The organism is Mesorhizobium sp. M0772, from assembly GCF_040320135.1.
In the GTDB taxonomy this organism is placed as follows: Bacteria; Pseudomonadota; Alphaproteobacteria; order Rhizobiales; family Rhizobiaceae; genus Mesorhizobium.
Map to the genome: position 1 here is coordinate 68,042 of NZ_JAMYPB010000019.1, position 19,765 is coordinate 87,806.

The 19,765-nt window shown below is 59.5% G+C and carries 22 protein-coding genes; 7 read left to right on the forward strand and 15 right to left on the reverse strand.

The window, feature by feature from the left end; all coding sequences use genetic code 11:
* Positions 1–37: 37 nt before the first annotated feature.
* From NKI06_RS15210 to NKI06_RS15220, 3 genes are all read right to left on the reverse strand, one after another.
* Positions 38–1,018, reverse strand: coding sequence for an ABC transporter substrate-binding protein (locus NKI06_RS15210; protein WP_023672664.1), 981 nt, complete (start codon positions 1,016–1,018; stop codon positions 38–40).
* Positions 1,019–1,121: 103 nt separating this feature from the next.
* Entirely contained in the window at positions 1,122–2,741 is a 1,620-nt protein-coding gene (locus NKI06_RS15215; protein ID WP_352986030.1) for a GMC family oxidoreductase, read from the reverse strand.
* Entirely contained in the window at positions 2,738–3,487 is a 750-nt protein-coding gene (locus tag NKI06_RS15220; protein ID WP_023748427.1) for an FCD domain-containing protein, read from the reverse strand. The genes NKI06_RS15215 and NKI06_RS15220 overlap by 4 nt, the downstream gene beginning before the upstream one ends.
* 188 nt (positions 3,488–3,675) lie before the next feature.
* Here NKI06_RS15220 and NKI06_RS15225 point away from each other — a divergent pair, with 188 nt between their 5' ends.
* Entirely contained in the window at positions 3,676–4,770 is a 1,095-nt protein-coding gene (locus tag NKI06_RS15225; RefSeq protein ID WP_352512101.1) for a mandelate racemase/muconate lactonizing enzyme family protein, read from the forward strand.
* Positions 4,771–5,063: 293 nt separating this feature from the next.
* Entirely contained in the window at positions 5,064–5,474 is a 411-nt protein-coding gene (locus NKI06_RS15230) for a hypothetical protein (RefSeq protein WP_023738748.1), read from the forward strand.
* Positions 5,475–6,052: 578 nt separating this feature from the next.
* Here the strand turns inward: NKI06_RS15230 and NKI06_RS15235 are convergent.
* The 6 genes from NKI06_RS15235 to NKI06_RS15260 form a co-directional block, all read right to left on the reverse strand.
* On the reverse strand, positions 6,053–6,871 hold the full coding sequence (locus NKI06_RS15235) for an SDR family oxidoreductase (protein ID WP_352986031.1): 819 nt from the start codon (positions 6,869–6,871) through the stop codon (positions 6,053–6,055).
* A gap of 70 nt (positions 6,872–6,941) precedes the next feature.
* The gene (locus NKI06_RS15240; RefSeq protein WP_023752250.1) at positions 6,942–7,439 is read right to left on the reverse strand and encodes a 2,4'-dihydroxyacetophenone dioxygenase family protein; all 498 of its coding nucleotides are present in this window, start codon (positions 7,437–7,439) and stop codon (positions 6,942–6,944) included.
* A gap of 206 nt (positions 7,440–7,645) precedes the next feature.
* On the reverse strand, positions 7,646–8,413 hold the full coding sequence (locus NKI06_RS15245) for an NADH dehydrogenase ubiquinone Fe-S protein 4 (RefSeq protein WP_352626173.1): 768 nt from the start codon (positions 8,411–8,413) through the stop codon (positions 7,646–7,648).
* A 70-nt stretch (positions 8,414–8,483) separates the two neighbouring features.
* Positions 8,484–8,993, reverse strand: coding sequence for an Hsp20/alpha crystallin family protein (locus NKI06_RS15250; protein ID WP_352986033.1), 510 nt, complete (start codon positions 8,991–8,993; stop codon positions 8,484–8,486).
* A gap of 74 nt (positions 8,994–9,067) precedes the next feature.
* Positions 9,068–9,544 carry an Hsp20 family protein gene (locus tag NKI06_RS15255; RefSeq protein ID WP_352986062.1) on the reverse strand — a complete coding sequence of 159 codons (477 nt, stop codon included), beginning with the start codon at positions 9,542–9,544 and terminating at the stop codon, positions 9,068–9,070.
* 240 nt (positions 9,545–9,784) lie between these two features.
* The gene (locus NKI06_RS15260; RefSeq protein WP_023752255.1) at positions 9,785–10,138 is read right to left on the reverse strand and encodes a hypothetical protein; all 354 of its coding nucleotides are present in this window, start codon (positions 10,136–10,138) and stop codon (positions 9,785–9,787) included.
* A 1,404-nt stretch (positions 10,139–11,542) separates the two neighbouring features.
* Here NKI06_RS15260 and NKI06_RS15265 point away from each other — a divergent pair.
* Together NKI06_RS15265 and NKI06_RS15270 are read left to right on the forward strand one after the other, a co-directional pair.
* Positions 11,543–12,166, forward strand: a complete 624-nt coding sequence (locus tag NKI06_RS15265) for a hypothetical protein (RefSeq protein WP_352986034.1) — start codon at positions 11,543–11,545, stop codon at positions 12,164–12,166.
* Positions 12,163–12,360 (forward strand): hypothetical protein, encoded by a 198-nt coding sequence (locus NKI06_RS15270; RefSeq protein ID WP_352741633.1) that lies wholly within the window; start codon positions 12,163–12,165, stop codon positions 12,358–12,360. Before NKI06_RS15265 ends, NKI06_RS15270 begins: the two co-directional genes overlap by 4 nt.
* Before the next feature lie 125 nt (positions 12,361–12,485).
* Here NKI06_RS15270 and NKI06_RS15275 read toward each other — a convergent pair whose 3' ends face one another.
* Entirely contained in the window at positions 12,486–12,746 is a 261-nt protein-coding gene (locus NKI06_RS15275; RefSeq protein ID WP_352741634.1) for a hypothetical protein, read from the reverse strand.
* 744 nt (positions 12,747–13,490) lie between these two features.
* Between NKI06_RS15275 and NKI06_RS15280 the strand changes: the two genes are divergently transcribed.
* Entirely contained in the window at positions 13,491–14,000 is a 510-nt protein-coding gene (locus NKI06_RS15280) for a hypothetical protein (RefSeq protein ID WP_352986036.1), read from the forward strand.
* A 136-nt stretch (positions 14,001–14,136) separates the two neighbouring features.
* Here NKI06_RS15280 and NKI06_RS15285 read toward each other — a convergent pair whose 3' ends face one another.
* Positions 14,137–14,481 (reverse strand): hypothetical protein, encoded by a 345-nt coding sequence (locus tag NKI06_RS15285; protein ID WP_352986038.1) that lies wholly within the window; start codon positions 14,479–14,481, stop codon positions 14,137–14,139.
* Positions 14,482–15,283: 802 nt separating this feature from the next.
* Here NKI06_RS15285 and NKI06_RS15290 point away from each other — a divergent pair.
* Entirely contained in the window at positions 15,284–15,508 is a 225-nt protein-coding gene (locus NKI06_RS15290; RefSeq protein ID WP_023741142.1) for a DUF768 domain-containing protein, read from the forward strand.
* 187 nt (positions 15,509–15,695) lie between these two features.
* Here NKI06_RS15290 and NKI06_RS15295 read toward each other — a convergent pair whose 3' ends face one another.
* Positions 15,696–15,881, reverse strand: coding sequence for a hypothetical protein (locus tag NKI06_RS15295; RefSeq protein ID WP_023833470.1), 186 nt, complete (start codon positions 15,879–15,881; stop codon positions 15,696–15,698).
* Between the two features lie 294 nt (positions 15,882–16,175).
* Here NKI06_RS15295 and NKI06_RS15300 point away from each other — a divergent pair, with 294 nt between their 5' ends.
* Positions 16,176–16,418, forward strand: a complete 243-nt coding sequence (locus NKI06_RS15300) for an exopolysaccharide production repressor protein (protein ID WP_023738766.1) — start codon at positions 16,176–16,178, stop codon at positions 16,416–16,418.
* Positions 16,419–17,667: 1,249 nt separating this feature from the next.
* On the opposite strand, the gene NKI06_RS15305 is transcribed toward NKI06_RS15300, so the two are convergent.
* Genes NKI06_RS15305 through NKI06_RS15315 form a run of 3 tightly spaced genes read right to left on the reverse strand, consistent with a single transcriptional unit; the run spans position 17,668 to position 19,764 of the window.
* The gene (locus NKI06_RS15305) at positions 17,668–18,198 is read right to left on the reverse strand and encodes an A24 family peptidase (protein ID WP_023738768.1); all 531 of its coding nucleotides are present in this window, start codon (positions 18,196–18,198) and stop codon (positions 17,668–17,670) included.
* A gap of 9 nt (positions 18,199–18,207) precedes the next feature.
* Positions 18,208–18,762 carry a tetratricopeptide repeat protein gene (locus NKI06_RS15310; RefSeq protein ID WP_023738769.1) on the reverse strand — a complete coding sequence of 185 codons (555 nt, stop codon included), beginning with the start codon at positions 18,760–18,762 and terminating at the stop codon, positions 18,208–18,210.
* A 51-nt stretch (positions 18,763–18,813) separates the two neighbouring features.
* Entirely contained in the window at positions 18,814–19,764 is a 951-nt protein-coding gene (locus tag NKI06_RS15315; RefSeq protein WP_352986041.1) for a type II secretion system F family protein, read from the reverse strand.
* Position 19,765: the final 1 nt, after the last annotated feature.

Sequence of the window (19,765 nt, forward strand, 5' to 3'; positions counted from 1 at the left end):
GCCGAAGCGGGTAGGGCAACTGGAAAGAAAGTGGATATCAGAACGCAATATCGAAGTCTTTCTTCGCGTTCGTGGCGTCGAAGAAGGCATCCTCGTTCTTGATGAACGGCGGGATCTTCTTGCCGGCCGCATAGTCGGCCATCGTAGCGAAGGCCTTCGGCCCGAACAGCGGGCTGCAAGCGCAGATAGCGCCGATCTTGCCGTCAATGATCGCCTGGACGCCTTCCTTCTCGCCGTCGATCGACAAGATCAGCACATCCTTGCCCGGGGTCTTGCCGGCTGCTTCCAGAGCGGCGATGGCGCCCAGCGCCATCTCATCATTATGCGCGTAGATGATATCCGCATCAGGGTGCGCCTGAAGCAGCGTCTCGGCGACCTGCCGGCCCTTGTCACGGGCGAAGTCGCCGGACTGCGACGCCAGGATGGTGAACTGCGAGTGCTTGGCGATGAAATCGTCGAAGCCTTTCTTGCGGTCGGTAGCGGCCGAGGCTCCGGTCGTGCCTTCCAGCTCGATGATCTTCGACTTGCCATTGGCGTTCTTGACCAGCCATTCGCCGACGCGGGTCGCCTCCTCGATGAAATCCGAACCGATGAAGCAGACATAATCCTCGCCCGGCTTGGCCATGGTGTGATCAACGTCGCGGTCGACCAGAAACACCGGTATGCCGGCATCGCGCGCGGCAAGAATGACCGGCACCAGGGGCTTGTCTTCGCGGGGCGGCAGGAAGATTGCGTCGACGCCCTGCGCGATCATCGAGTTCACGTCGGAGGCCTGCTTGGCCGACGAACCCGCGGCATCCGTGTAGACCAGCTGATGGCCAAGCTTGGCGGCTTCGTCCTGCATGCTCTTGGTCTCGGCAAGACGCCACGGATTGTTGCTTTCCGTCTGGGCGAAACCGACCTTGTACTTGTCCTTCTTGGCGAGCGGCGGGAGCGCCGCGAAGGCGCGTGAGCCGAGTGTCAGCGCGACCGCGCCGGCGGCGGAGCCAACCAGTAGTTTTCGACGGGTAATGATCATGCTCTTTCCTCCTTTATTGTCGCTTTCAGCGACTGTGTAATTTCCTCACGATATCGGCCCAGACGGCGTCGGCGATGACGCCGTCGGGAAGCTGGATGAGGCGCTATGCCGCCTCCAAAATAAAGTCGGCGCAGCGGTCGCCCAGCATCATGGCGGGCGCCGCCGTATTGCCGGCATTGATGTTGGGGCAGGCCGACATGTCGGCAACCCGCAGATTGTCTATTCCGCGCACGCGCAGCGCCGCGTCCAGCACCGCCATCCGGTCGCTGTCCGAGCCCATCCGGCATGTCCCGGCCGGATGGTAGTTGGTCTTCACAAAGCGCTTGCAATGCTTTGTCATGGCTTCGTCGCTGAGATCATCCTGGCCTGGCACGGCAATGGCCTTGACCCGATCGGCGAGCGGCTTGGTCTGAAAAGCCTGCAGGAAATAACGCTGGCCGCAGATCATTTCCCTCATGTCGTCGGGATGTTTAAGGAGGTTCGGCGAAACGATCGGCATGTCCTTCGGATCCGCCGAACGCAGCCTTACGAAACCGCGCGACTTTGGCTTCACCACCACTGTCGTCACGGTAAGCCCATAGGTGTTCTCGACCAAGGTCAGGATATCGCGGTCCAGATAGACGTGCGGCACGCAGAAGGCCTGGATCGTCGGTTCGCCCTCGGGATCGGCCGGATTGACGAAGGCTCCGGCCTCCACCCCCGCTGACAGGATCGTGCCGGTGCCGAAGAGCTTGAAATGCAGGCCGTTCCTGATCATCCTCCAGCCTTGGCCCTGCCTGAAATAGCCGTATGGGCCGTTTGCGGTGGCGATGATCGGCACCTCCGGATGGTCGATCAGGTTTTCGCCGACCCCGGGCAGGTCGGCGACGCAGGAAATGCCGTGCCCGGCAAGCGCCTCGGCGGGGCCGATGCCGGACAGCATGAGCAGTTTCGGCGAGACGAGGGCACCGGACGAGACGATCACGTCGGCATCTGCATGGACGGTATGCTCGGCGCCCGACGCATCCGAATAGACGACGCCGGTGACCCGACCGTTTTCGATCAGCAGCCGGCTGACTGTGCAATTGAGTTTCAGCGTCAGCTTGGGATCATTCGTCAGCGGCTCGATGAAGGCATAGGCGGCGCTGCTTCGCTTTCCCTGCCGGTTCATGAACTGGTAGAAGCCGACCCCGCGCTGCGACGGTCCGTTGAAGTCATGGTTGTACGGCAATCCAAGGCCTTGGACGGCCTGGACGAACCAACGGGAAACATCATCGATGTGGCCTGGATCCGAGACCAGCAGCGGACCTTCGCTTCCATGCAGTTCGCCGCCGAGGCGGTTGTTTCCCTCCATGCCGGTGAAATGCGGCAGCACCGCCTGCCAGTTCCAGCGTACGCCGGCATTGTTGCCGCGCAGCAGCTCGTCCCACTCCTCATAATCGGCCGAGCGGCCTCGCATGTAGACCTGGGCGTTGACCGAGGTGCCGCCGCCCAGCACGTTGCCTTGCGAGATTTCATGGACGCGCCCGTCGAGATGGGCCTGCGGCTCGGTGCGGTGATAGCGCATGAATTTCGAGCCGTTGATCATCTTGAAGATGCCGGGCGGCATGTCGAGCAAGGGGTGATGATGGGAATGGCCGGCCTCCAGCAGCAGGGTTCGCCGTCCGGCTTTGACAAGCCTTGCCGCCGCGACGCAGCCGGCTGCTCCGCCGCCCACCACGATATGGTCGTAGGACTGCGTCATGCTTCCGGCGCCTCACGGCTTTCGAATGTACCGCGGACATACTCCCAGGCCGCCGAGAGGTGGTTGAGCAGCGCCCGCTCGGCGCCGTCAGGATCTCGCTCAATGATGGCCGTGCAGATTTCACGATGGCTGAGGAAATTCACGCGGTTGCGCTCGGGCGACCGTGGCATGCGCATCCAATGCGGCGACAGCCAGGCGGTAAATGCCTTGTGCACGACAGGCAGCACCGGGTTGCGCGCGATATCATAGAGCGCTGCGTGGAACGCCACGTCCGTCGCATAGAATTTCTCGGAATCCGGGATCGCCGCCTCGTTCATCGCCAGCGCCGCCCTCAGGGCTGCGATGTCATCCTTGCGGGCATGGATGGCGGCGTTGCGCGCCAGCGACGCCTCGAGGAAGACGCGCATGTCGTAGAGGTTCTTCACGCCCGCCTGGTCGCTCAGCAGATGTCCTACGATGCCGTCGAGGGCGCCGAGCGCGGCATCCAGGCCAGGCCGGCGCGCCACGGGCCGGAACCGCGGACGCGCTTCCACCAGGCCGCGGCTGGCCAGGCGCGCAATCGCCTCACGCACAACGCCCCGGCCTACACCATACTCGATCATCAGTTCGCGCTCGGCCGGCAGGTAGCTGCCGTCGCCAAGCCTTCCGGACGTGATGTCGGCCTCTATGCCGGCCACCATCGCGTCGGCCGCGCGGGCGGCGAGAATAGCCGCGGGCATCTCAGGACGCTCTTCCGTATCCAGCAAGCCTTTTTCCTCCCAGATGGTCCTGTTATTAGAAGGTAAATCGGACCAAAGCACAAGCGGATTGATGCTTTTGTAGGACCAAAAATGACTGATTGGCTTCAGAATCGCTGAAAGATGAGCCACATTGTTGCCAGTCAGCGCTGCCGGTGCAATTATGGTCCGATGAAAAAGCCTGAATGGAGCGCAGCATGAGCCGCACCGAAATCAAGGAAGCCGAGACCCGGCTGTTCCGGGTCCCACTGCGTGAGGTGATGACCGATGCCAAGCACGGCGCGCACACGCATTTCGAGCTGGTCACCGTCACGCTGAGGCTTGCCGACGGCACCGAGGGCACAGGCTACACCTACACCGGCGGCAGGGGCGGCTATGCGATCAAGGCAATGATCGATCACGACCTCGCGCCGTTCCTCAAGGCACGCGACGCAACGCAAATCGACACGATCTACGACGGCATGCTCTGGCACATCCACTATGTCGGGCGCGGCGGCATCGCTTCTTTCGCGATCTCGGCGATCGACATCGCATTATGGGACCTCAAGGGCCGGCGTAGCGGCCTGCCGCTTTGGCAGATGGCGGGCGGGGCCGGGAAGAGCGCCAAGGCCTATCGCGGCGGCATCGACCTAAACTTTACCCTCGATCAGCTTTTGGCCAGCATCGATTCCTATCTCAATGCCGGCTTCACCGGGGTGAAGATCAAGGTCGGCAAGGACGACCTGGCCGAGGATGTGGCCCGGGTGAAGGCAGTCCGCGAGCGCATCGGCCCTCATGTCACCTTTATGGTTGACGCCAACTACGCGCTCGACGTCCCGCGAGCGATCGAGGCAGCGAGAGCATTCGCCGCCTACGATCTGCTGTGGTTTGAGGAGCCCATCATACCCGACGACTATGAGGGTTACGCCAGCATTGCCAAGGCGACCGGAATGCCCCTGGCAATGGGAGAAAACCTGCATGTCATCGAGGAGTTCGAGCATGCCTTCGCTTGGTCGAATCTCGCCTACATCCAACCCGACGCCTCCAACTGCGGCGGGGTCACCGGCTGGCTGCGCGTGGCAGCGCTCTCACGCAAGGCTGGCATTCCGGTCTGCAGTCACGGGATGCAGGAACTTCATGTCAGTCTCGTTGCAGGTCAGACAAATGCCGGCTGGGTGGAGGCGCATAGTTTCGATATTGACCTTTACACCACCGAGCCGCTTAGGCTTCAGGATGGTTTGGCGATAGCACCCGACGAGCCTGGAGTGGGCGTTGTCTTCGATTGGCGCAAATTGGCGGATTTTCGCCAATAGCGCCCCCTGAACGGCGGCACGGCCGCATGCATTTTGTCCAGATCCTGCTTCCTCGTTCCGGCAACGCGGAGAGCGCTTCGCCGAGGAAGACTTCGACCGTCTGAAGAACGAACTCGCCGCCGCCGCAGCCAGCGGGCATACCACTTATCGGATGCCACACTTACATTTGTAATTGCAGCGACGCTTCACCGGCTTTAACTCACGCGATCATAGCAGCGACACGACAAATGCAGGCGGCCGCCCGAAAACGGGCAGAAGCTGCAAGCATTGGGTGCGCCTGCAGGGAGGCGGCGATGGTTGCAACGCGTACGGACACTGCACATCCGGTTATGGAGGACTTCATTCTATCACGGCACCGCTCACCGGTCCGCGAAGTTGGATTTTACGAGGCTATGAGTCAAACCCGACAAGCGATCGCCACATCGCGCGAGGTGCTGAGGCGCTTTCGCGAACGTCAGGGCGACGACACTCCTCGAGCAAAGAATACAGACCGTGGTCCTGTCGCCGTGTCAGCCTTCGATGCCGACATCATACGCGCTGCATGCCGAGATCTGATCGCGGAGATGAACGTGCCCGAGTGTCAATGGCGCGAGCTGGCGCGAAGTCTGGTGCGCGAATTCGTGGCCTGCGAGCAGACCGAAGCCGGTTTGGTGGATTGGATCGTCCGCCGGCCAGCGATGACGGAGACGGACGAGGCCGGCTGACCGGAGCCAACTGGCGGGGCGGCGAATGAGCCAGGAGTCAGTCGACCGCAATTAGCGCGAGCAAACAGGTCTCCCGGCGGACTTGTTGCGCGGGAACTGCGGTGATCCGAGGATCGGAAATTTTGGCGAGCGGCTTGGACACATCTGATCCTCCTCGTCTGTAGCGTCGCGCTCGTGTTCGCATTTGAAGCATGTAGCGAGGACTGGCCGATGGCGTGACCTTTGGTTGAGTGGAGACGAATGCGTCCAGCCTACTGTCCAAGGCACGGCGACGGCCATGTCGCGTTGCTCCCGGCCTTCGCACACAAGGGCCAGGCCGGATGCCAACCAGGCTGCATTAGGCCAGTGGGAACAATTTGCGCGGGCCGAGCTTGGGCTAGCGTCGTACAGAGGTGCAAGTATGCAAGATAATTTTGACCGAGCTTCATCCGTCGCGGAGGTTGCGGAATCCTTCGTGAGATCCCGGAGGCCGTTCTCTGTCGTATCGACTCGGGATGCGGTCACGATTGTCAGGAAACAGGCAGCTTTTTGCGAGCATACGGATGGCGAGCTTGCGGAGTTGGTGGCGGCAATTGCGGTCAGGCATGGTCGATTGGTCGCGTTCGATCTTGATCTCGACGACACAGGCTTGGAGATCGGTCGCGCAGCATAGCCAACGCCTCCGCAATGAGATAGCCACCGTCAACCGGCAGAATTGCCCCAGTGATGAACCCCGCGAGCGGAGAACACAAGAACAAGGCGGGGCCGGTCAGGTCGCCCGGCGTACCCCAGCGACCCATCGGAGTGCGTTTCATCAATTCCGCGTTGCGAACTGGATCGGCCCGTGGCGCGGCGGTCATGGCGGTCTCGATCCAGCCAGGCGCCAATGCGTTTACGCGGATGCCATCCCCGGCATAGGCGATGGCGAGCGACTTGGTAAGTTGCACGATGGCGCCCTTGGATGCGGCGTAAGCCGGGGCATGAGCCGCGCCGAAAAACGCGAACATCGAGGCGATGTTGACGATGGCGCCCCCGTTCGAGAGTGCCCCTCGGAACGCGCTCGCACTCCGCATGGAGCCGGTGAGATTGATATCGACCACCGTTTCGAAACCCTGGACAGTGAATTCGGCGGCGCGCAGGTTTACCCCTGCGCAATTTACGAGCGCTGCAACGGATGTGAACTGACTGGAATATCCTTCGACCGCAGTCATGTCCCGGACGTCGAGTACTGAATACGAGACGGCGGTGCCGTAGGCACGAGCGGCCGCTACCTCGGCGGCCGTGGCCCCAGTCGCGTGGACGATTGCTCCGGCCTCGGCGAACGCCATGGCGATGCCGTTTCCGATGCCTGTCGTGCCTCCGGTAATGACGACGGTCTTGCCCGCGAAGAAGGGCATCGCCCATATGGAACCGGTCACCAAAATCTCCTCGTTTCGCCTCTGTGGCGGAGCGCGAACTTACCGCAGCGGAAGACAAACGGGCGGATGTCTACCGCACGAATTGATCGACGAAATCGTCCCCGAGACCCACGCTCGCATAGTGGCTTCTGCACATGTCGATCTTGGTGAAAACGTCCTCGAAACCAATCTGCTTGTTATCCTTGTCCAGGTAAACCATGCAGCCGGAGATGTTGAAGAAGGTGATCATCTCGGGCACGTCGCTTGGGACCGTGAGCGTGTGGATTTCACCGGGCGGCTCGAAAACGTAAGATCCGGTCTCTGCCACCCAGTCGTGTTCAAGGTAGTGCCAACGCCCCTTGATCACATAGCCATGCACGGGGGCCGGATGCAGATGACGGCTTAATATCCCGGCCCGGCGTACGCGGAGCAGATTGCACCACTGGCCTTGCATTGTGTTGAGCATAAGTGGTCGGAACCACACGCCCTTAGCCTGTGGGACCCAGACACGCTCGTCTTCGGGGACGGCAGCGATCGCGATCTCTTTCGGTGCCAGGGGATGGGCGGAGCCGTTGAAGGATTGATACATAGGAACCTCTGTCGCCAATTCATTGGAGCGTCCATATCAGCGCGATCCTAACAACTGTGCCGAGTTCTGCCGAGGCGCAATCGGGCGCACACGCATTGGGAAAGTTGTCGGCGCGCGCCCCGCCCGCTGCCGCGACCGCAAGCGGGAAGGGTTTCGGGATGGTCCGTTGGGCGTCGAAGACGATCAGTGGGTTCCTTCTTGCCTCATCACGCGGCTATCCGGGAGTGCACCGGGCTGGTCCTGGTCTGGAAGCCCCGGTTTCGGACTTCCAAGGCCAGCAAGGCGAGTTCGACCTCGTCCAATCGCGACGGGCGTGCATTTTCCGGCATGCCTTCGGCGGTGGCCAGGTCGATCAGGTACTCGTTCCAGGCCCAGTTCTTGAGCACAGCGCGTTTCTCGTCGGGTGAAAGGACGGGATCATCCACCACCTGCATCGGAGAGGCGTAGAATGTCTCGGGCTCCGAAAGCGCCGTCTGTATGTGCGCTGCCTGTGCACCGGCGCCATAGCCGTGACTTGCCTGGAGCCAAGCCAACTGCAGCCGCTGCCAAACCAGGTCGGAAAAGGCCTGTTTCTCCTCCGATACATGTTGTCTCCTGATCTTGGCCGGGGAAGCAGGAGGTGCCGCCTGCACCACGTAATTGAGGCCTTGACGCTCGGCATAACGGATCGCCGCTTCCAGCGTCGGAAAGTTCAGTTCAACCTGGGTCAGGGTGTCTCGGCCACCGGTATAGCCCATCAGCGGCTCGATGAACGGGGCTGTGCGGCGTTCGAAGACCAATCGCCAGTCCTTGCGGGGCTTTGCCGAGGTCATAGCCGAGCGGCAGGGCTGGTAGATCCGCGCCGTTGCGCCGTCCGGAAACACTGACCGTCCCATTGACAAAGCCGGCCCGTCTAGACGAGGCCGATTGTCATTGTCCGGCCGGACGGACGTCTTGGTTAGGTTTCTGTTGTCGCTGCTTTGAACTGTCTCCATTGCCTGTCCCTCCCGTTATGAAGGGTCGCACGGGCAGCGGCCGTAAGGGCCGCTACCCATACTGCATCCGTCAGTTCTTCCCGTTGATTGCGATCCGCTTGGCCTTCGCCTGCGCCCGCTCGGTCTTGGGCAACGTCACGGTCAGCACCCCGTTGTTGAAGGCGGCGTTGACCTTGTCTTCTTCAACCTCGTAGCCGAGCGGAATGAGGCGCTCGAAGCGACCGTAGAAGCGCTCGGAGAACTGCCGGTCTTTGTCCTCGGTCTCGGAACGCTTCTCGCCTTTAAGCTTGAGCGCCCCATTTTCCAGCAGGACTTCTATGTCGCTCTCGTCCAGGCCAGGTATTTCCGCCGTGACGCGGACTTCCTTGTCCGTGTCGGAGATTTCGACATTCGGCCAACTGGCGGCGAAAGAGGGACCGAACGCCGGCAGTCTGGCGCCAAAGCTGCGGAAGGCGTCATCGAACAGCCGGTTTACCTCCCGGTGGAGGGAGACGAAGGGGCCTCGATCTCCATCAGGGAAGAGACTGGGCGCCGAGTTTCCGTTGCCCCGGCCCCATGGGATCAAGTCACGTACGCTCATTGTCTTTCTCCTTTCGTAGGTCTCTGAGCCGGGCGGGACGCCCGGCTCAAGCGAAAGCCTTCATGGTGGATTGCTCAGGCGGCCAGCTTGTCGGTCTCGACCTTGGGAGCCTCGATCTTCGGCATGGGAGCCCCGCTGGAGATTTCGATCTTGCGCGGTTTCATCTCCTCGGGAACCTCGCGCTTGAGATCGATGCTCAGCAGCCCGTTCTCAAGGCTGGCGCCCTCGACTTTGACATGATCGGCCAGTTCGAACCGACGCTCGAAAGCGCGCCCGTTGATGCCGCGGTAGAGATACGGGCCGTTCTCATCGCCGGATTGCGACCCGCTCACAACCAGCATGTTGGGCTGGTAGGTGACGGTCAGCTGGTCCTGCGGGAAACCGGCGACCGCCATCGTGATGCGATACTGATCATCATCAACCTTGGCGATATCGTAGGGCGGCCAGTTGTCGAACGAGGCCACACGACTCGCACTTTCAAGCATGTCGACCATGCGGTCGAAGCCGATGCTGGACCGGTATAGAGGGGTAAAATCGAGGTTTGTCTCCATAGCCACATCCTCCTTTGAGCAACATGGACAACAGAAGGCGCCAAGAGCCTTGCCGCCTCCTGGTGTTGCCGGCCCCATTAGGCTGCCGGCGACCATCAATTTAGAATCGCGACTTACACCTTCAAGAGCAAGAATAGGAAAATTTTCATCGGCAATCTGGGCGAACGCACCAATGCCACCCCTTCCGCCGGCGGGGTCACTCGCCGACGGGTCCATGGTGCAAGAACAACTACGTCGCCCTTAAATCCGATCGACGAATGGTACGAACGCGGCCACTGCCGCGCTGTCACTGCAGTCAGGACCGGCACGCTCATCCGATTGATCCAACTGTTGCAACGCATCCATGATCGTGTCGAAGCTGACCGGTTCACCCGCTCCCGGCAGCATGCGAAGCGCTGGCACGGATTCTACGGCGCAGGCATCCGACGCCCATGACGAAAGAATGGCGCGCTTCTCCTGAGCGTCCAGGGCAACGTCGGCCAAAACGTCGTGGGGCTGTTTGAAATGCCGCGCCGGATGCAGCAAGCGGTCCAGAAAAACGTCGGGGGCCACGGGTTCAATCGATGCAAAATAGGTCGAAATGGGTCCTTCCATGGATGGTCCTCGGCTTCAGACAATCTCATGCGTTTTTGAGTCTGGCGGCTCTCGCCATTCCCGCCGGCGAAATTTTGGAACGTCTCAAGCAAGTTTCAATGGCTCGGCACGGGTCACATTGCCGTCGTCAACGCCTTGGAACCATTTTATCGGGCCGGTCAAACAATCGGCGAGAATCTCAATTCTGGCGTCGGGCGAACTCGAAGGCCGAATCCGGCAGGAGAAACAGTCATGTCTTACCCTCTCCAGGACCTTGTGCATTGGCTTGATCACTGAGCCCTGATGCTCTCGACCGGCCGCCTTGTTCCGGCCATCGCACAGGAAATTCCGAACGACTTCAGCGCAATCGTGTGTCAGAGACTGCCAGCGGCTGTCGCGATCACGACCAGGCAGATCATCCAGGATCAAACGACGCTCAACGACTTCCCCAGGTGATGTTGATACCGAGAGTCATCGTCCGGCACCCTGGGCGGCTCGACCACGACCGGAGCGAACGAGCCGTTCGCGATCGAGGGTGGCGGAGCATAGCGAGGGCTGCGGCCTTGGAGCGGCGAGGGGACTTGCCTACATCGCACATGTCGTCGATATGAAGGTCGATGAGTTCGCCGAAGGCTTCAGGCGCGCTAACAGGGCTTCGGCGTCTCACTGCGATCGACTTGGCGTCGGTGCCCTGGCGCCGCGCAACGTCGCGTTGCAGGAAGGTCTCGCTGACGCAGCGTGTGCGGTAGGTTCTAAGGTTCTGATGTTAAACAGATGCTGAAAAATCAAGAGCATAGAGTGGCCGTGGCCCCGATGATGATGGGGAAGATAGATTAATAAAATGAGATATTTATGAGGGTTCGTGTGCAAATACCGCACACGCAAGTTCCGCTTCTCTTCTTTTTTCGTTCCTACGAGGGAGCTGCCGAAAGGCGTTTTCGGACCCTCTTTTGCCGACGATACTATCCGCTCCAATGCGAATGCTCAGCAGGATGTCCGTCAACCTGATTGTTGTCTGCGGCGTCCAGTTTGCGTCGTTTGCGTCGTCCAGTTTGCCTGGGGTTCCTGGAAGCTTTTCGAACTTTCTGCGTCGCGGGTCAGCCCGAATTGCGCTTGCTTATGGACTCGTTAAGCCTGTGGTCGGGAGGCTCGGACCGCACCGGCCCATGATATCGCGTCGGCGGCGCCGCACCTATTAGATCGCTTATGGCTGGCTGCTGCTCAACAGGGCGAACGTCTACGACGTCCGCCTTCCGCATGAGCCAGGCAGGACACAGTTCCTTCAGTACCGATTGAGATAGTCGACCATGCAAAGGCAACGCGCGTTGCCGCCTGCCGGTTCCGCCGCCGACTTCGCGCTCACATACCGAGCGTTTGAGTGCTTCCGACAGGTCGAGCCGCCTCAGCGAACAACTCAGCCGCTGCTTGCACCTTATCGGCAGCCTCTTCGACCCGATCGAAGCGCGTCAACACACGACATTGGAGCATCGACAACCGCGCCGCATGGTAAAGCTCCCTGCGCTTGTGACCGTCCAAGTCCAATGGTTGAAACCGCATCGTCATGGCGAATCCCTCCGGTGCCCGGCTCTCGTCGAAGGCCGGGCCGTTAGGCTGCGATCAATAGTCGGTGTCATAATCGCCGTTGTCGTCCTGCTGAATGACGACGTGACGGCGGTGATGCATCGGACGGTTGATCGATCCGGTGACCACAAAGTCGCTGGACCGGTGATGATGCCGGCGCCAGGCGCGCTCGCCATTGTCGTAAAATGCCTGCTCGCCATGATGGCGGCGATGGAGACGGTGTCCGTTCCGATAGATGACCACACGGTCGTTATTGTTGTCGTCCCAATAATGGCGGTGGTGATGTCGCTGGGTCTAGACGACGATGCCTTCTTCTGCGGACGCGACCGCAGGCGCAGCCAAGCAAAGCGCCAATGCGCCAAGGATGATGGTCTTCATTTCGAGTTCTCCAAAAACCTAAAACGCCCTTCGGTAAGGAAACTTTGCTCAACGACTTTGGTTCCGGCATCGATCGAGACGTGCCCATGAGCACCGTGCGCAAACTCGCTGCGATCAGACGCCAACTCGAGCAAATAGCGGCGCTCGTCGCTGAGATCGAAACGGAGTTCGAGGATCGGAGTTCTGGAGATTGGGTCGAGACGGCGGTTGCCGCCGAGGCTCTCGGCCAGAAGATCGGAAAGGTTTCGGCCGGTCCGTCGGCGGCAAATGGAAAGCCGACGTAGCGGCTATGCGGGAATGTTTTCGGCAAACGTGACAAACGCGACGGGACGCATCGCATTTCCGATGGACATAATGGCAACGAACATCGCTGCCAAGATATCTCGCCCTCGAAAACGGCCAGCGCCGCTTACTTCAGATCAGCACTGAAGCTCCCGAGACCGACCTCGGAATTCGTCGCCACGAAGGCGGGAACCTCTATGTCTCCGTCAATGGCGGCGGCACCGAGGCGTCCGTGGCGTCGGGTAATACCATCAACGATTTGACGACGCGCAAGATGTGCCTCGGCAAATCGGTTGGCGGCTATCTCGACGGCAACATTTTTTGAGGTTGCAACGTTCTCGACGGTGCCGAGCGCACCCGATAGGGCCACCGTCATTGCCGATTTCATGGCCCACATCGGTGCAGTCTGTGGCTGCGGCAACCTTCTGGCCTTGATGTGCAACCAATCGCGCCGCGCGAGTTTATGAGTTTGAAGCCTGCGACTAGACCCACGCTGCGTTCAATCTAGGCAGTGTACAGCCCTTGTGTGCCACGTTGTCCCAGATGTAGAACACGGCGACAGCGGCAAGGATCAACAGAACCAATCGCATGATCTGCGCCTCGGTAACGTGGTTTGCCCACGGCGCCTTAAGCTAGTTGAAGGTTTCGGCCCGAGTCCGCGCGCATCCTCAACACCAGCAGGCGCGTCGCTGCGAATGGCGTCAAAACAATAAGCGCCATGGTGGTATTGACTAAGAGCGACAGCAAACAGATCGAGCTTTGGGCGTAGCAAACGGATTCCATGACGTTCCCCTTTTCCATCGTTACTGGTGGCCTCCGTGCGGCAAGAATGATCCTGGTTCACGAGAAATACAAGCAGTTGCTAATACGTTGATATTTCCCCTAGGGTTGGGGCAACGATGCGAAATCGACGCCGGTCAGTTGTTTGGATAGCGATTGCCCTTGTCCTGGCGGCGTTGGCGATCACGGCGGCGATCATTGGCTTTCAGAATGTACGGCGCGCGTCACCGATCATGGTCTCGGCTGTCTCGTCCTTTAATACTGGGGGGCTCGTCCCTGGCCCCACGGTTAAGGCGCCCTCGAAAAACCTTGGTGCTGTTGCTAGCGGTCAGGATATCTGGCTCGAAATCTCATGAAGCTTTTCGGGGAGTTGCGGACGCTGGATACCGTAACTGTCGGCGACCTTCGGGCAAGGCGCCTGGCGCGCAGTCATGATGTGCCCTCAAGCGCCAATTCCGAGATCTGGTTCATATCAGCCGGCAGCGGCGACATATTGGAAAACACAACGTCGACCAACATTGGGTTCACTCTTGGTGGCGGCAACCCGTCTGTCACGGCGCAGACTTACAGAGTGGTTGGAGCTTCTGAGATACCTGCCGCGACAGCTGCAAAAAGGCGACAGGCTTCCATCACCATTCCAGCCGATGGCATCGCTTTTATCTCGCTCATCGCTTCCGGCACCACCTCCGGCTCCCTGAGCAATGTCACCGAAGATTTTAGTGCCCTTTGTGAAAGGATTTCCTTGGCATCCATGCATCAACAAGTTCGACCTCCGCTGAATCAGAGACTGCTACGTTTTCGGGAAACTCAACGGCAGATTTTGCTGCTGTCGCACTTCAGCCGGCCGCAGCGAGATAGCTAACCAGCCGCGCCATTCCAAAGCCAACGCCTAGGCCGACAGCGAGGCCAAGGAACAGCTTGGCGGGAAGATCGAGGGCAAAGCGCGGACTGGGCGCCACACGTCTGAGCGGGGCTCTCTGAGGGCGTTGGCGATATCATCAAACACCGTTTCCATGGAATGATTCTAGATCGGAACTCCGGAAATGTGAATCCCCTGTTTGTTCCACTGTCGCCCCATTGGGCAACCTGCACGGTTCGCCCGAAACGTGCAGGCAGCAAAGGTGGCTTCGCACCACTCTGAAGCCACTCGACTTCAGCGACGCTAGTGCCGTCTCTGCAAAGGTCGCGCAATTGTCCGAAGGATCATTGTTTTCATAGAGCGTGGCTTGATAGGCTGCTGCTATGCCTTCAAAAATGGCGGTTAGAACTTGGTCGCGGCCTCTGGCGGCGTCAGCGGCCGGTTCAACAGTCATCTTTGGTGTTTCTGGGTGTTTGCCTTCCATGGGGAACTCGAGGAGCGCCGACACCAGCCATTCGGCGCTGTCCCTGTCCAGGGTCCCGCAAGACTCGGCCGGGCTCGCATCACCTCGCCGGGCGGTGCGAGCCCACAATCGCGGGCCATCTGGTCCGCTGCTTCAGCTTGGGCTTCATCAGAATGAAGGGCGACATGGTTCATCCGAATGTAGAAATTTGCGTTGGGGGGAGGTGAGAATGAGGCTACCAGGAAATGTGTTGGCTGGGAGAACGCCCAGGTGCAGTGCGGTCCGCGAAAGCGATCAATGAGGTTGAATGCACAGAACGTGCCGCCAAGACAGCCAGGTTGAAATCGCTACGCTTGGCTCAGATCTTGCCAGAGGCCGACCCGCACTTTTCGTTCAACGAGGAACTCGACTGCTCGGTACTTGTCGCCGTGCTGGCTCGGGAACCGCATAATGATCCAAAGCGGCCCGAATCCCATTCTTTCCGGCGGCTGCCCCTGCGACGAGGCCTTTGATCTCCTCAAGCAGTCGCCGTTAGGCTTTGTCAACAATCGGCTTTTTTCGCAGTGGCGACCTCCACATGGCTCTCAACAACGCGCACGTGCTCGGCGTCGACAGTCACCAGTGGCCGGAGGCTGACGGTTACCTTGTCGCCGTCGATGCGCGTGACCGGGCCGACTGATTCCATATGCTGGCCGATCACGGCCTTCGAAGTCGAATCGACAACCGAATGCGGAAGTCATAGGAGGGAATCGTCACGCTTATGCGATCGGGTGTCACCCGGCCGCGGGCGGGTGCAGTGTCAAGGATGAGAGGTTGCTAACAAATGAGCGTCCGTGGCCTGAGGTTTCTCGATAAGTGGGTAGCCAAACAACTGCCCATTGTGGCGCGGGGAGACCCCATCTCGGTTGGCGACTTGAAAGACCAGTTGATGACAGCTGCCGAGAAGGCCGGGATTCCTGCCGACGAGATCAACGGCGAGCTTGAAAGCGTCTTCGAATTGATTATCGAAGTGAATCGTCGTGTCGCCGAAAGGGTGGACTTAGCCTGAGGCTTCCCCGACGTGCCGGTCATGTCCTACATGCCGGACTGCCTGACAAGGGGCTCGCTTACCTAACCGGCCAGCGCCACGCCAATGCCATCTCAGAGCAAATGTAGATCGACACCGCGAATCCTTGAATCCCGGTTTGTTCTGGTCATGGCTTCTGCGCCGGTCCGGTCACACAGCGCTGGTGCGTTCACCCCTCCGGCTGGGCAGGGTCCGGTTCTTGGTGCCGCTCTCGTTGATTTTCGAGGAACAGCTTGGCGAGTTCGCCCCACTCAGGATGATCCGTGGTTTTATGCTCTTCTACGAACTCGAGGAAAGCCTTGCGCAAAGCGTCAAGGTCGAAAACCCCAAGATGCTCGCCCATACCGTCGTCCATGCCCGCGCCTCTCAACGGTATTAGCTTGTCCTCTCGTTTGAGCCTTCAAGAGGGATTCCCTGAGTTTCGGCTTGGGAGCGCCTACATGGTTAATTGCGTGATCGCTAATATGATTATATCTTAGGCAGAGCGGGGGCTGTATCTTCCCGCGCGGTGGCCGGTGCGGCCCCCACACCAAAGACTGCAGCGGCCATTTCTATGGATGGGTAGCGCTAACCGATGCGACATCATGCTGCAGCGATATTTTAGAATCAGCTAATTGCGCAATCGCTAAATTAATGAAATGCGTTAGGAATGTATTTTCCACAGTTTCTGGTCGGCATGTCTGCCACTGCGATCATTGTGGCGATCTGGACCTACATCGAAGCCGGTTCAATTTGGACCGCGCTCGGCTGTGCGGTCCTTGCGCTGATCGTTCTGCAAGTCGGGTACGCCGGGCTGGTCGTTTGCTTGATATACTGGCGCTCATCGGAAGCGGCTGACTCGACTAGTCGAATTTCGGTCGCGGCTCAAGAGAACGTCGACGGCATCTCATAGCCCGCGACCGTCTCGGCACGGTCACGTGGCCCTGGGGCAGCAGTTTTGCCTCGCAGTGCCGCCAGCAAGTGGGCCTACAACGTGTTTGCGGTGACAGACACCTACCCCGAGCTTAGGGTTGAAAAGCCTTATCATTGATCCAGACGCGGAACTGGAGGACGGGTGCGTTGTGGTCGCCATGTTTGGAGGCGGTCATCCGCAAACCATGACCTGGCGCAACAATCACGGGCGAGGCTGTGGGGGCCGCTTTGCCGCCAAGGGAAGTCTGCACGAGACGTTCCTTCTCGATTGCCTGGTGTGCGGACGAGGGCCATCTTCTTGCATTCGCATCCTCGGCCGGGTGTTCGGCGACCGGCGGCGCTTCCCGCGATACAGAACCTGGAAAGATCCAAGTTTAATTCTCGATTAATTTGGCTCGCTGCCTCACGGTGGCGGGCTTTTTTGTTGCTCAGCTCCAACGTCTCGACGCCAGGCTGCGGAACGCAAACGTCGTGATGTCGTCACGGGAAATCCCAATGTCGCTGAGCATGTCGTCTGGTGACTTGCTCAACTCGTCCGTTGCCTTCAACAGCGCCTTCTATCGGCTCGATGACGGACCCAATCGGCAAGGGGACCAACTGCGACAAGAGGAAGATTCACAAGCATAGGAAGGTTCACAAGCATCGTACCACTCCCTTTACCGCTGCAGGAAACTGTACGTAGCCTACGCCGATACGTCGATGCGTCTGTGACAAACCTCACAGATCGATCCGAACGGGCAAAAACTGCCCGGATGCCTGACGGTGGCGGGCTTTTTATATATTAGCAATGCATAAAATTCGAGAAGGTTCATGGCATGGTTGTTAGCAAACTCGCTGCTATCGTGCGACGCAGGGCTCGGTGGATGGTGTGCTGGAATGCGCGGGGCTGGATGGATCAGGGGTCTGATGGAAGCTGACGCTCGCGATCTGCGGAGCGAGATCAGTCGGCTCCAAATAGACTTGATCGCTGCCGCCAACTCTCAGGGCAAATCCAGGCTGCATGACGTCGCGCACACACTGCGATGCCAGAAGGCGCGGCTGGAACGTCTGGAGGAGTGCCTCGCTTCAATGACGTCGAATGTCCGGCCAGAGGCATCCGCAACCCCGCCCCATGAAGGCCGGCCGTAAAAGGCAGCTCATCATTTCCAAAAGAGAACCCGCTGCCTCACGGTGGCGGGCTTTTTATTGCTCAGCCCCTTGCCGGCGTGGAATAGCTAGCCCGTTGCGCATCAGAGGAAATTCTCAATACCGCCATAGCCCGTTACTCGGCTGACGATGTGGAATACGATCGAGCAGATCGCCGCGATTGAGATCGGCACGCCGAACGGCACAACACCCTTGCGATCGAGATGCTCGGCGTAAAGGCGAAAGGCACCGGCAGGCAGCATGAAGGGGTTCTTCACGATCAAGGCCGTGCCCAGGGCGAAAACCAGCAGCAGCAGGGAAAACACGACGAGATCGGTTCCGCCGATAACGAACGGAATGACTGCCATCAGCTTGACATCGCCGGCGCCGACCTTGCGCAAGGCCCAGAACGGGAAGAGCGCAAGAAATAGCACGAGGCCGGCTAGCGCGCTCAGGCCCATGTCCCACCACGATCCCAAGAGAATCGACAGGAACTGCAGCGATCCCAGCCCGATGCACAAAAGCAGCACCACATCACGATTGGAAATTTTCTGGGTCGTGAAGTCCAGCCATGCAATCCTCGCGAGAAGCGGGAGGGCGAGCGCCTTTAGCAGCAGCGACGCGGCAAGCAGCATGTTGGGGCTCTACCGCTCGATGTTCTGCACGCTGGACGACAGGAGCTTCAGATTGTTGACCACGGTCGGGTCGTTGGGCGCCAGTTCGTAGGCCTTGAGGAAATTCGCGCGTGCGTCCTGCAGCTTGCCGCGCAGCAAATAGGAATAGCCGACATTGTTGTAATATTCAGGCGTCGCCCCAACCAGCCTGAAGGCGCGGCCATAGGCCCGGTCGGCGAGGTCGAAACGATGAATTCGGTCGCAGGAGGCGGCCAGTCCCATCCAGGCGCCACCATCATTGGGGGCCAGTTGCGTCGCCTTGAAGAACAAGGCACCGGCATTGCCGTAATTTTCCGCGCGGAACTGGTTCTTGGCCTCGGCGACGGCCTGGTCCGAAGCGTAATATTCGACATCACCGACCGTCTTCAGTCCGTCGAACGCATCGCCGAAGGACGTGACATCACCTTTCGATGGTTCGTTGGTGCGAACGACACCATCGGTGCCGTCAGCCCCGTTCGTCTGGCAGCCAGCAAGCATGACGGCCAGCAAACTGGCGGCCGTTGCAAGGCGCATTGGCCTTCTCATCTTCTCTCCCGAGAGTCTCAGACTCTATTTAGAACCAAAGCATATACGACTTTAGAAGAAAACGCCCCTCATGCGAATGATCACAGGCAATAGGATGACCATGAGCACAACGGGAAAGACACAGAGTCCCAACGGGACCATCATTTTGACCGGCAAGGAATTGGCGCGTTCCTCGGCGCGAAAGATCCGCGCGCTTCGCATCTCGTCGCTATAAACTCGCAAAGCTTCGGTCAGGCTGGTGCCAAGTTCCTCTGACTGCCTGAAAAGCACAGCCAAAGTCCGCGCCTCATCAAGTCCCAGGCGGTCGGCGAGTTCACGCAGCGCATCCCGCATCGGCTTGCCGGCGCGCATTTGCAAATTCATGATCGAAAGCTGAATACCCAGCCATTTATGGGTACCGGCCAGTTCTTGGCTGACGCGCTCGACAGCCGCCTCCAAACTCATGCCGGCGTCGGCGCAGGTGATCATCATGTCCATGAAGTCGGGAAAGCCGCGTTGGTAAACCTGCTTTTGCCCCCTCTCGAAGCGATCCAGCATAACGCTTGGAATCACCAGGCAGGCGAGACCGAACAGAGCGGATCCGATGAAAGCTAGGAAACTCGGCAAGGTGGGCGGCAGGACCCGAGACAAAATCGCGTAGCAAGCCAGGAAGCCAAAACACACCACGCCAAGTCGCGACAACGTATAGAGCAGCGGCGAACTGGCTTTATAGAAACCAGCACGGAAAAGCTTGGCTTCCAATGCATTCGGCTCTCCGCGCGCTTTCTCGACAGAGCGGAAATAGGCTTCGATCGGACGCTGGGCAGCGATCCTCGCGAGCTTCTCCTGTCCCAGCAAAGACCGGCGGTCAGCAATGCCTTCGGCAATAAGGCTCTGCGCCACCAGCTTTCGCGTCTGCAGCGCCGGAAGAAAGATGAGCGCTCCAAAAAGGAACAGGGCCACCGCGGTCAAAAACACCGCAATGGAGATCAAAAAACTCAGGTCCTGCATGTTCGCGAACAAA

Bases quoted from the DNA above. Each gene is read 5' to 3' on its own strand.
- NKI06_RS15240 (WP_023752250.1), bottom strand. From the start codon at position 7,439: ATGTATCAATCCTTCAACGGCTCCGCCCATCCCCTGGCACCGAAAGAG.
- NKI06_RS15295 (WP_023833470.1), bottom strand. From the start codon at position 15,881: ATGGACGACGGTATGGGCGAGCATCTTGGGGTTTTCGACCTTGACGCT.
- NKI06_RS15305 (WP_023738768.1), bottom strand. From the start codon at position 18,198: ATGCTGCTTGCCGCGTCGCTGCTGCTAAAGGCGCTCGCCCTCCCGCTT.
- NKI06_RS15215 (WP_352986030.1), bottom strand. From the start codon at position 2,741: ATGACGCAGTCCTACGACCATATCGTGGTGGGCGGCGGAGCAGCCGGC.
- NKI06_RS15310 (WP_023738769.1), bottom strand. From the start codon at position 18,762: ATGAGAAGGCCAATGCGCCTTGCAACGGCCGCCAGTTTGCTGGCCGTC.
- NKI06_RS15300 (WP_023738766.1), top strand. From the start codon at position 16,176: ATGTATTTTCCACAGTTTCTGGTCGGCATGTCTGCCACTGCGATCATT.
- NKI06_RS15245 (WP_352626173.1), bottom strand. From the start codon at position 8,413: ATGGAGACAGTTCAAAGCAGCGACAACAGAAACCTAACCAAGACGTCC.
- NKI06_RS15210 (WP_023672664.1), bottom strand. From the start codon at position 1,018: ATGATCATTACCCGTCGAAAACTACTGGTTGGCTCCGCCGCCGGCGCG.
- NKI06_RS15250 (WP_352986033.1), bottom strand. From the start codon at position 8,993: ATGAGCGTACGTGACTTGATCCCATGGGGCCGGGGCAACGGAAACTCG.
- NKI06_RS15275 (WP_352741634.1), bottom strand. From the start codon at position 12,746: ATGAAATCGGCAATGACGGTGGCCCTATCGGGTGCGCTCGGCACCGTC.
- NKI06_RS15290 (WP_023741142.1), top strand. From the start codon at position 15,284: ATGAGCGTCCGTGGCCTGAGGTTTCTCGATAAGTGGGTAGCCAAACAA.
- NKI06_RS15255 (WP_352986062.1), bottom strand. From the start codon at position 9,544: ATGGAGACAAACCTCGATTTTACCCCTCTATACCGGTCCAGCATCGGC.
- NKI06_RS15230 (WP_023738748.1), top strand. From the start codon at position 5,064: ATGGTTGCAACGCGTACGGACACTGCACATCCGGTTATGGAGGACTTC.
- NKI06_RS15285 (WP_352986038.1), bottom strand. From the start codon at position 14,481: ATGGAAGGCAAACACCCAGAAACACCAAAGATGACTGTTGAACCGGCC.
- NKI06_RS15270 (WP_352741633.1), top strand. From the start codon at position 12,163: ATGAGCACCGTGCGCAAACTCGCTGCGATCAGACGCCAACTCGAGCAA.
- NKI06_RS15260 (WP_023752255.1), bottom strand. From the start codon at position 10,138: ATGGAAGGACCCATTTCGACCTATTTTGCATCGATTGAACCCGTGGCC.
- NKI06_RS15280 (WP_352986036.1), top strand. From the start codon at position 13,491: ATGAAGCTTTTCGGGGAGTTGCGGACGCTGGATACCGTAACTGTCGGC.
- NKI06_RS15225 (WP_352512101.1), top strand. From the start codon at position 3,676: ATGAGCCGCACCGAAATCAAGGAAGCCGAGACCCGGCTGTTCCGGGTC.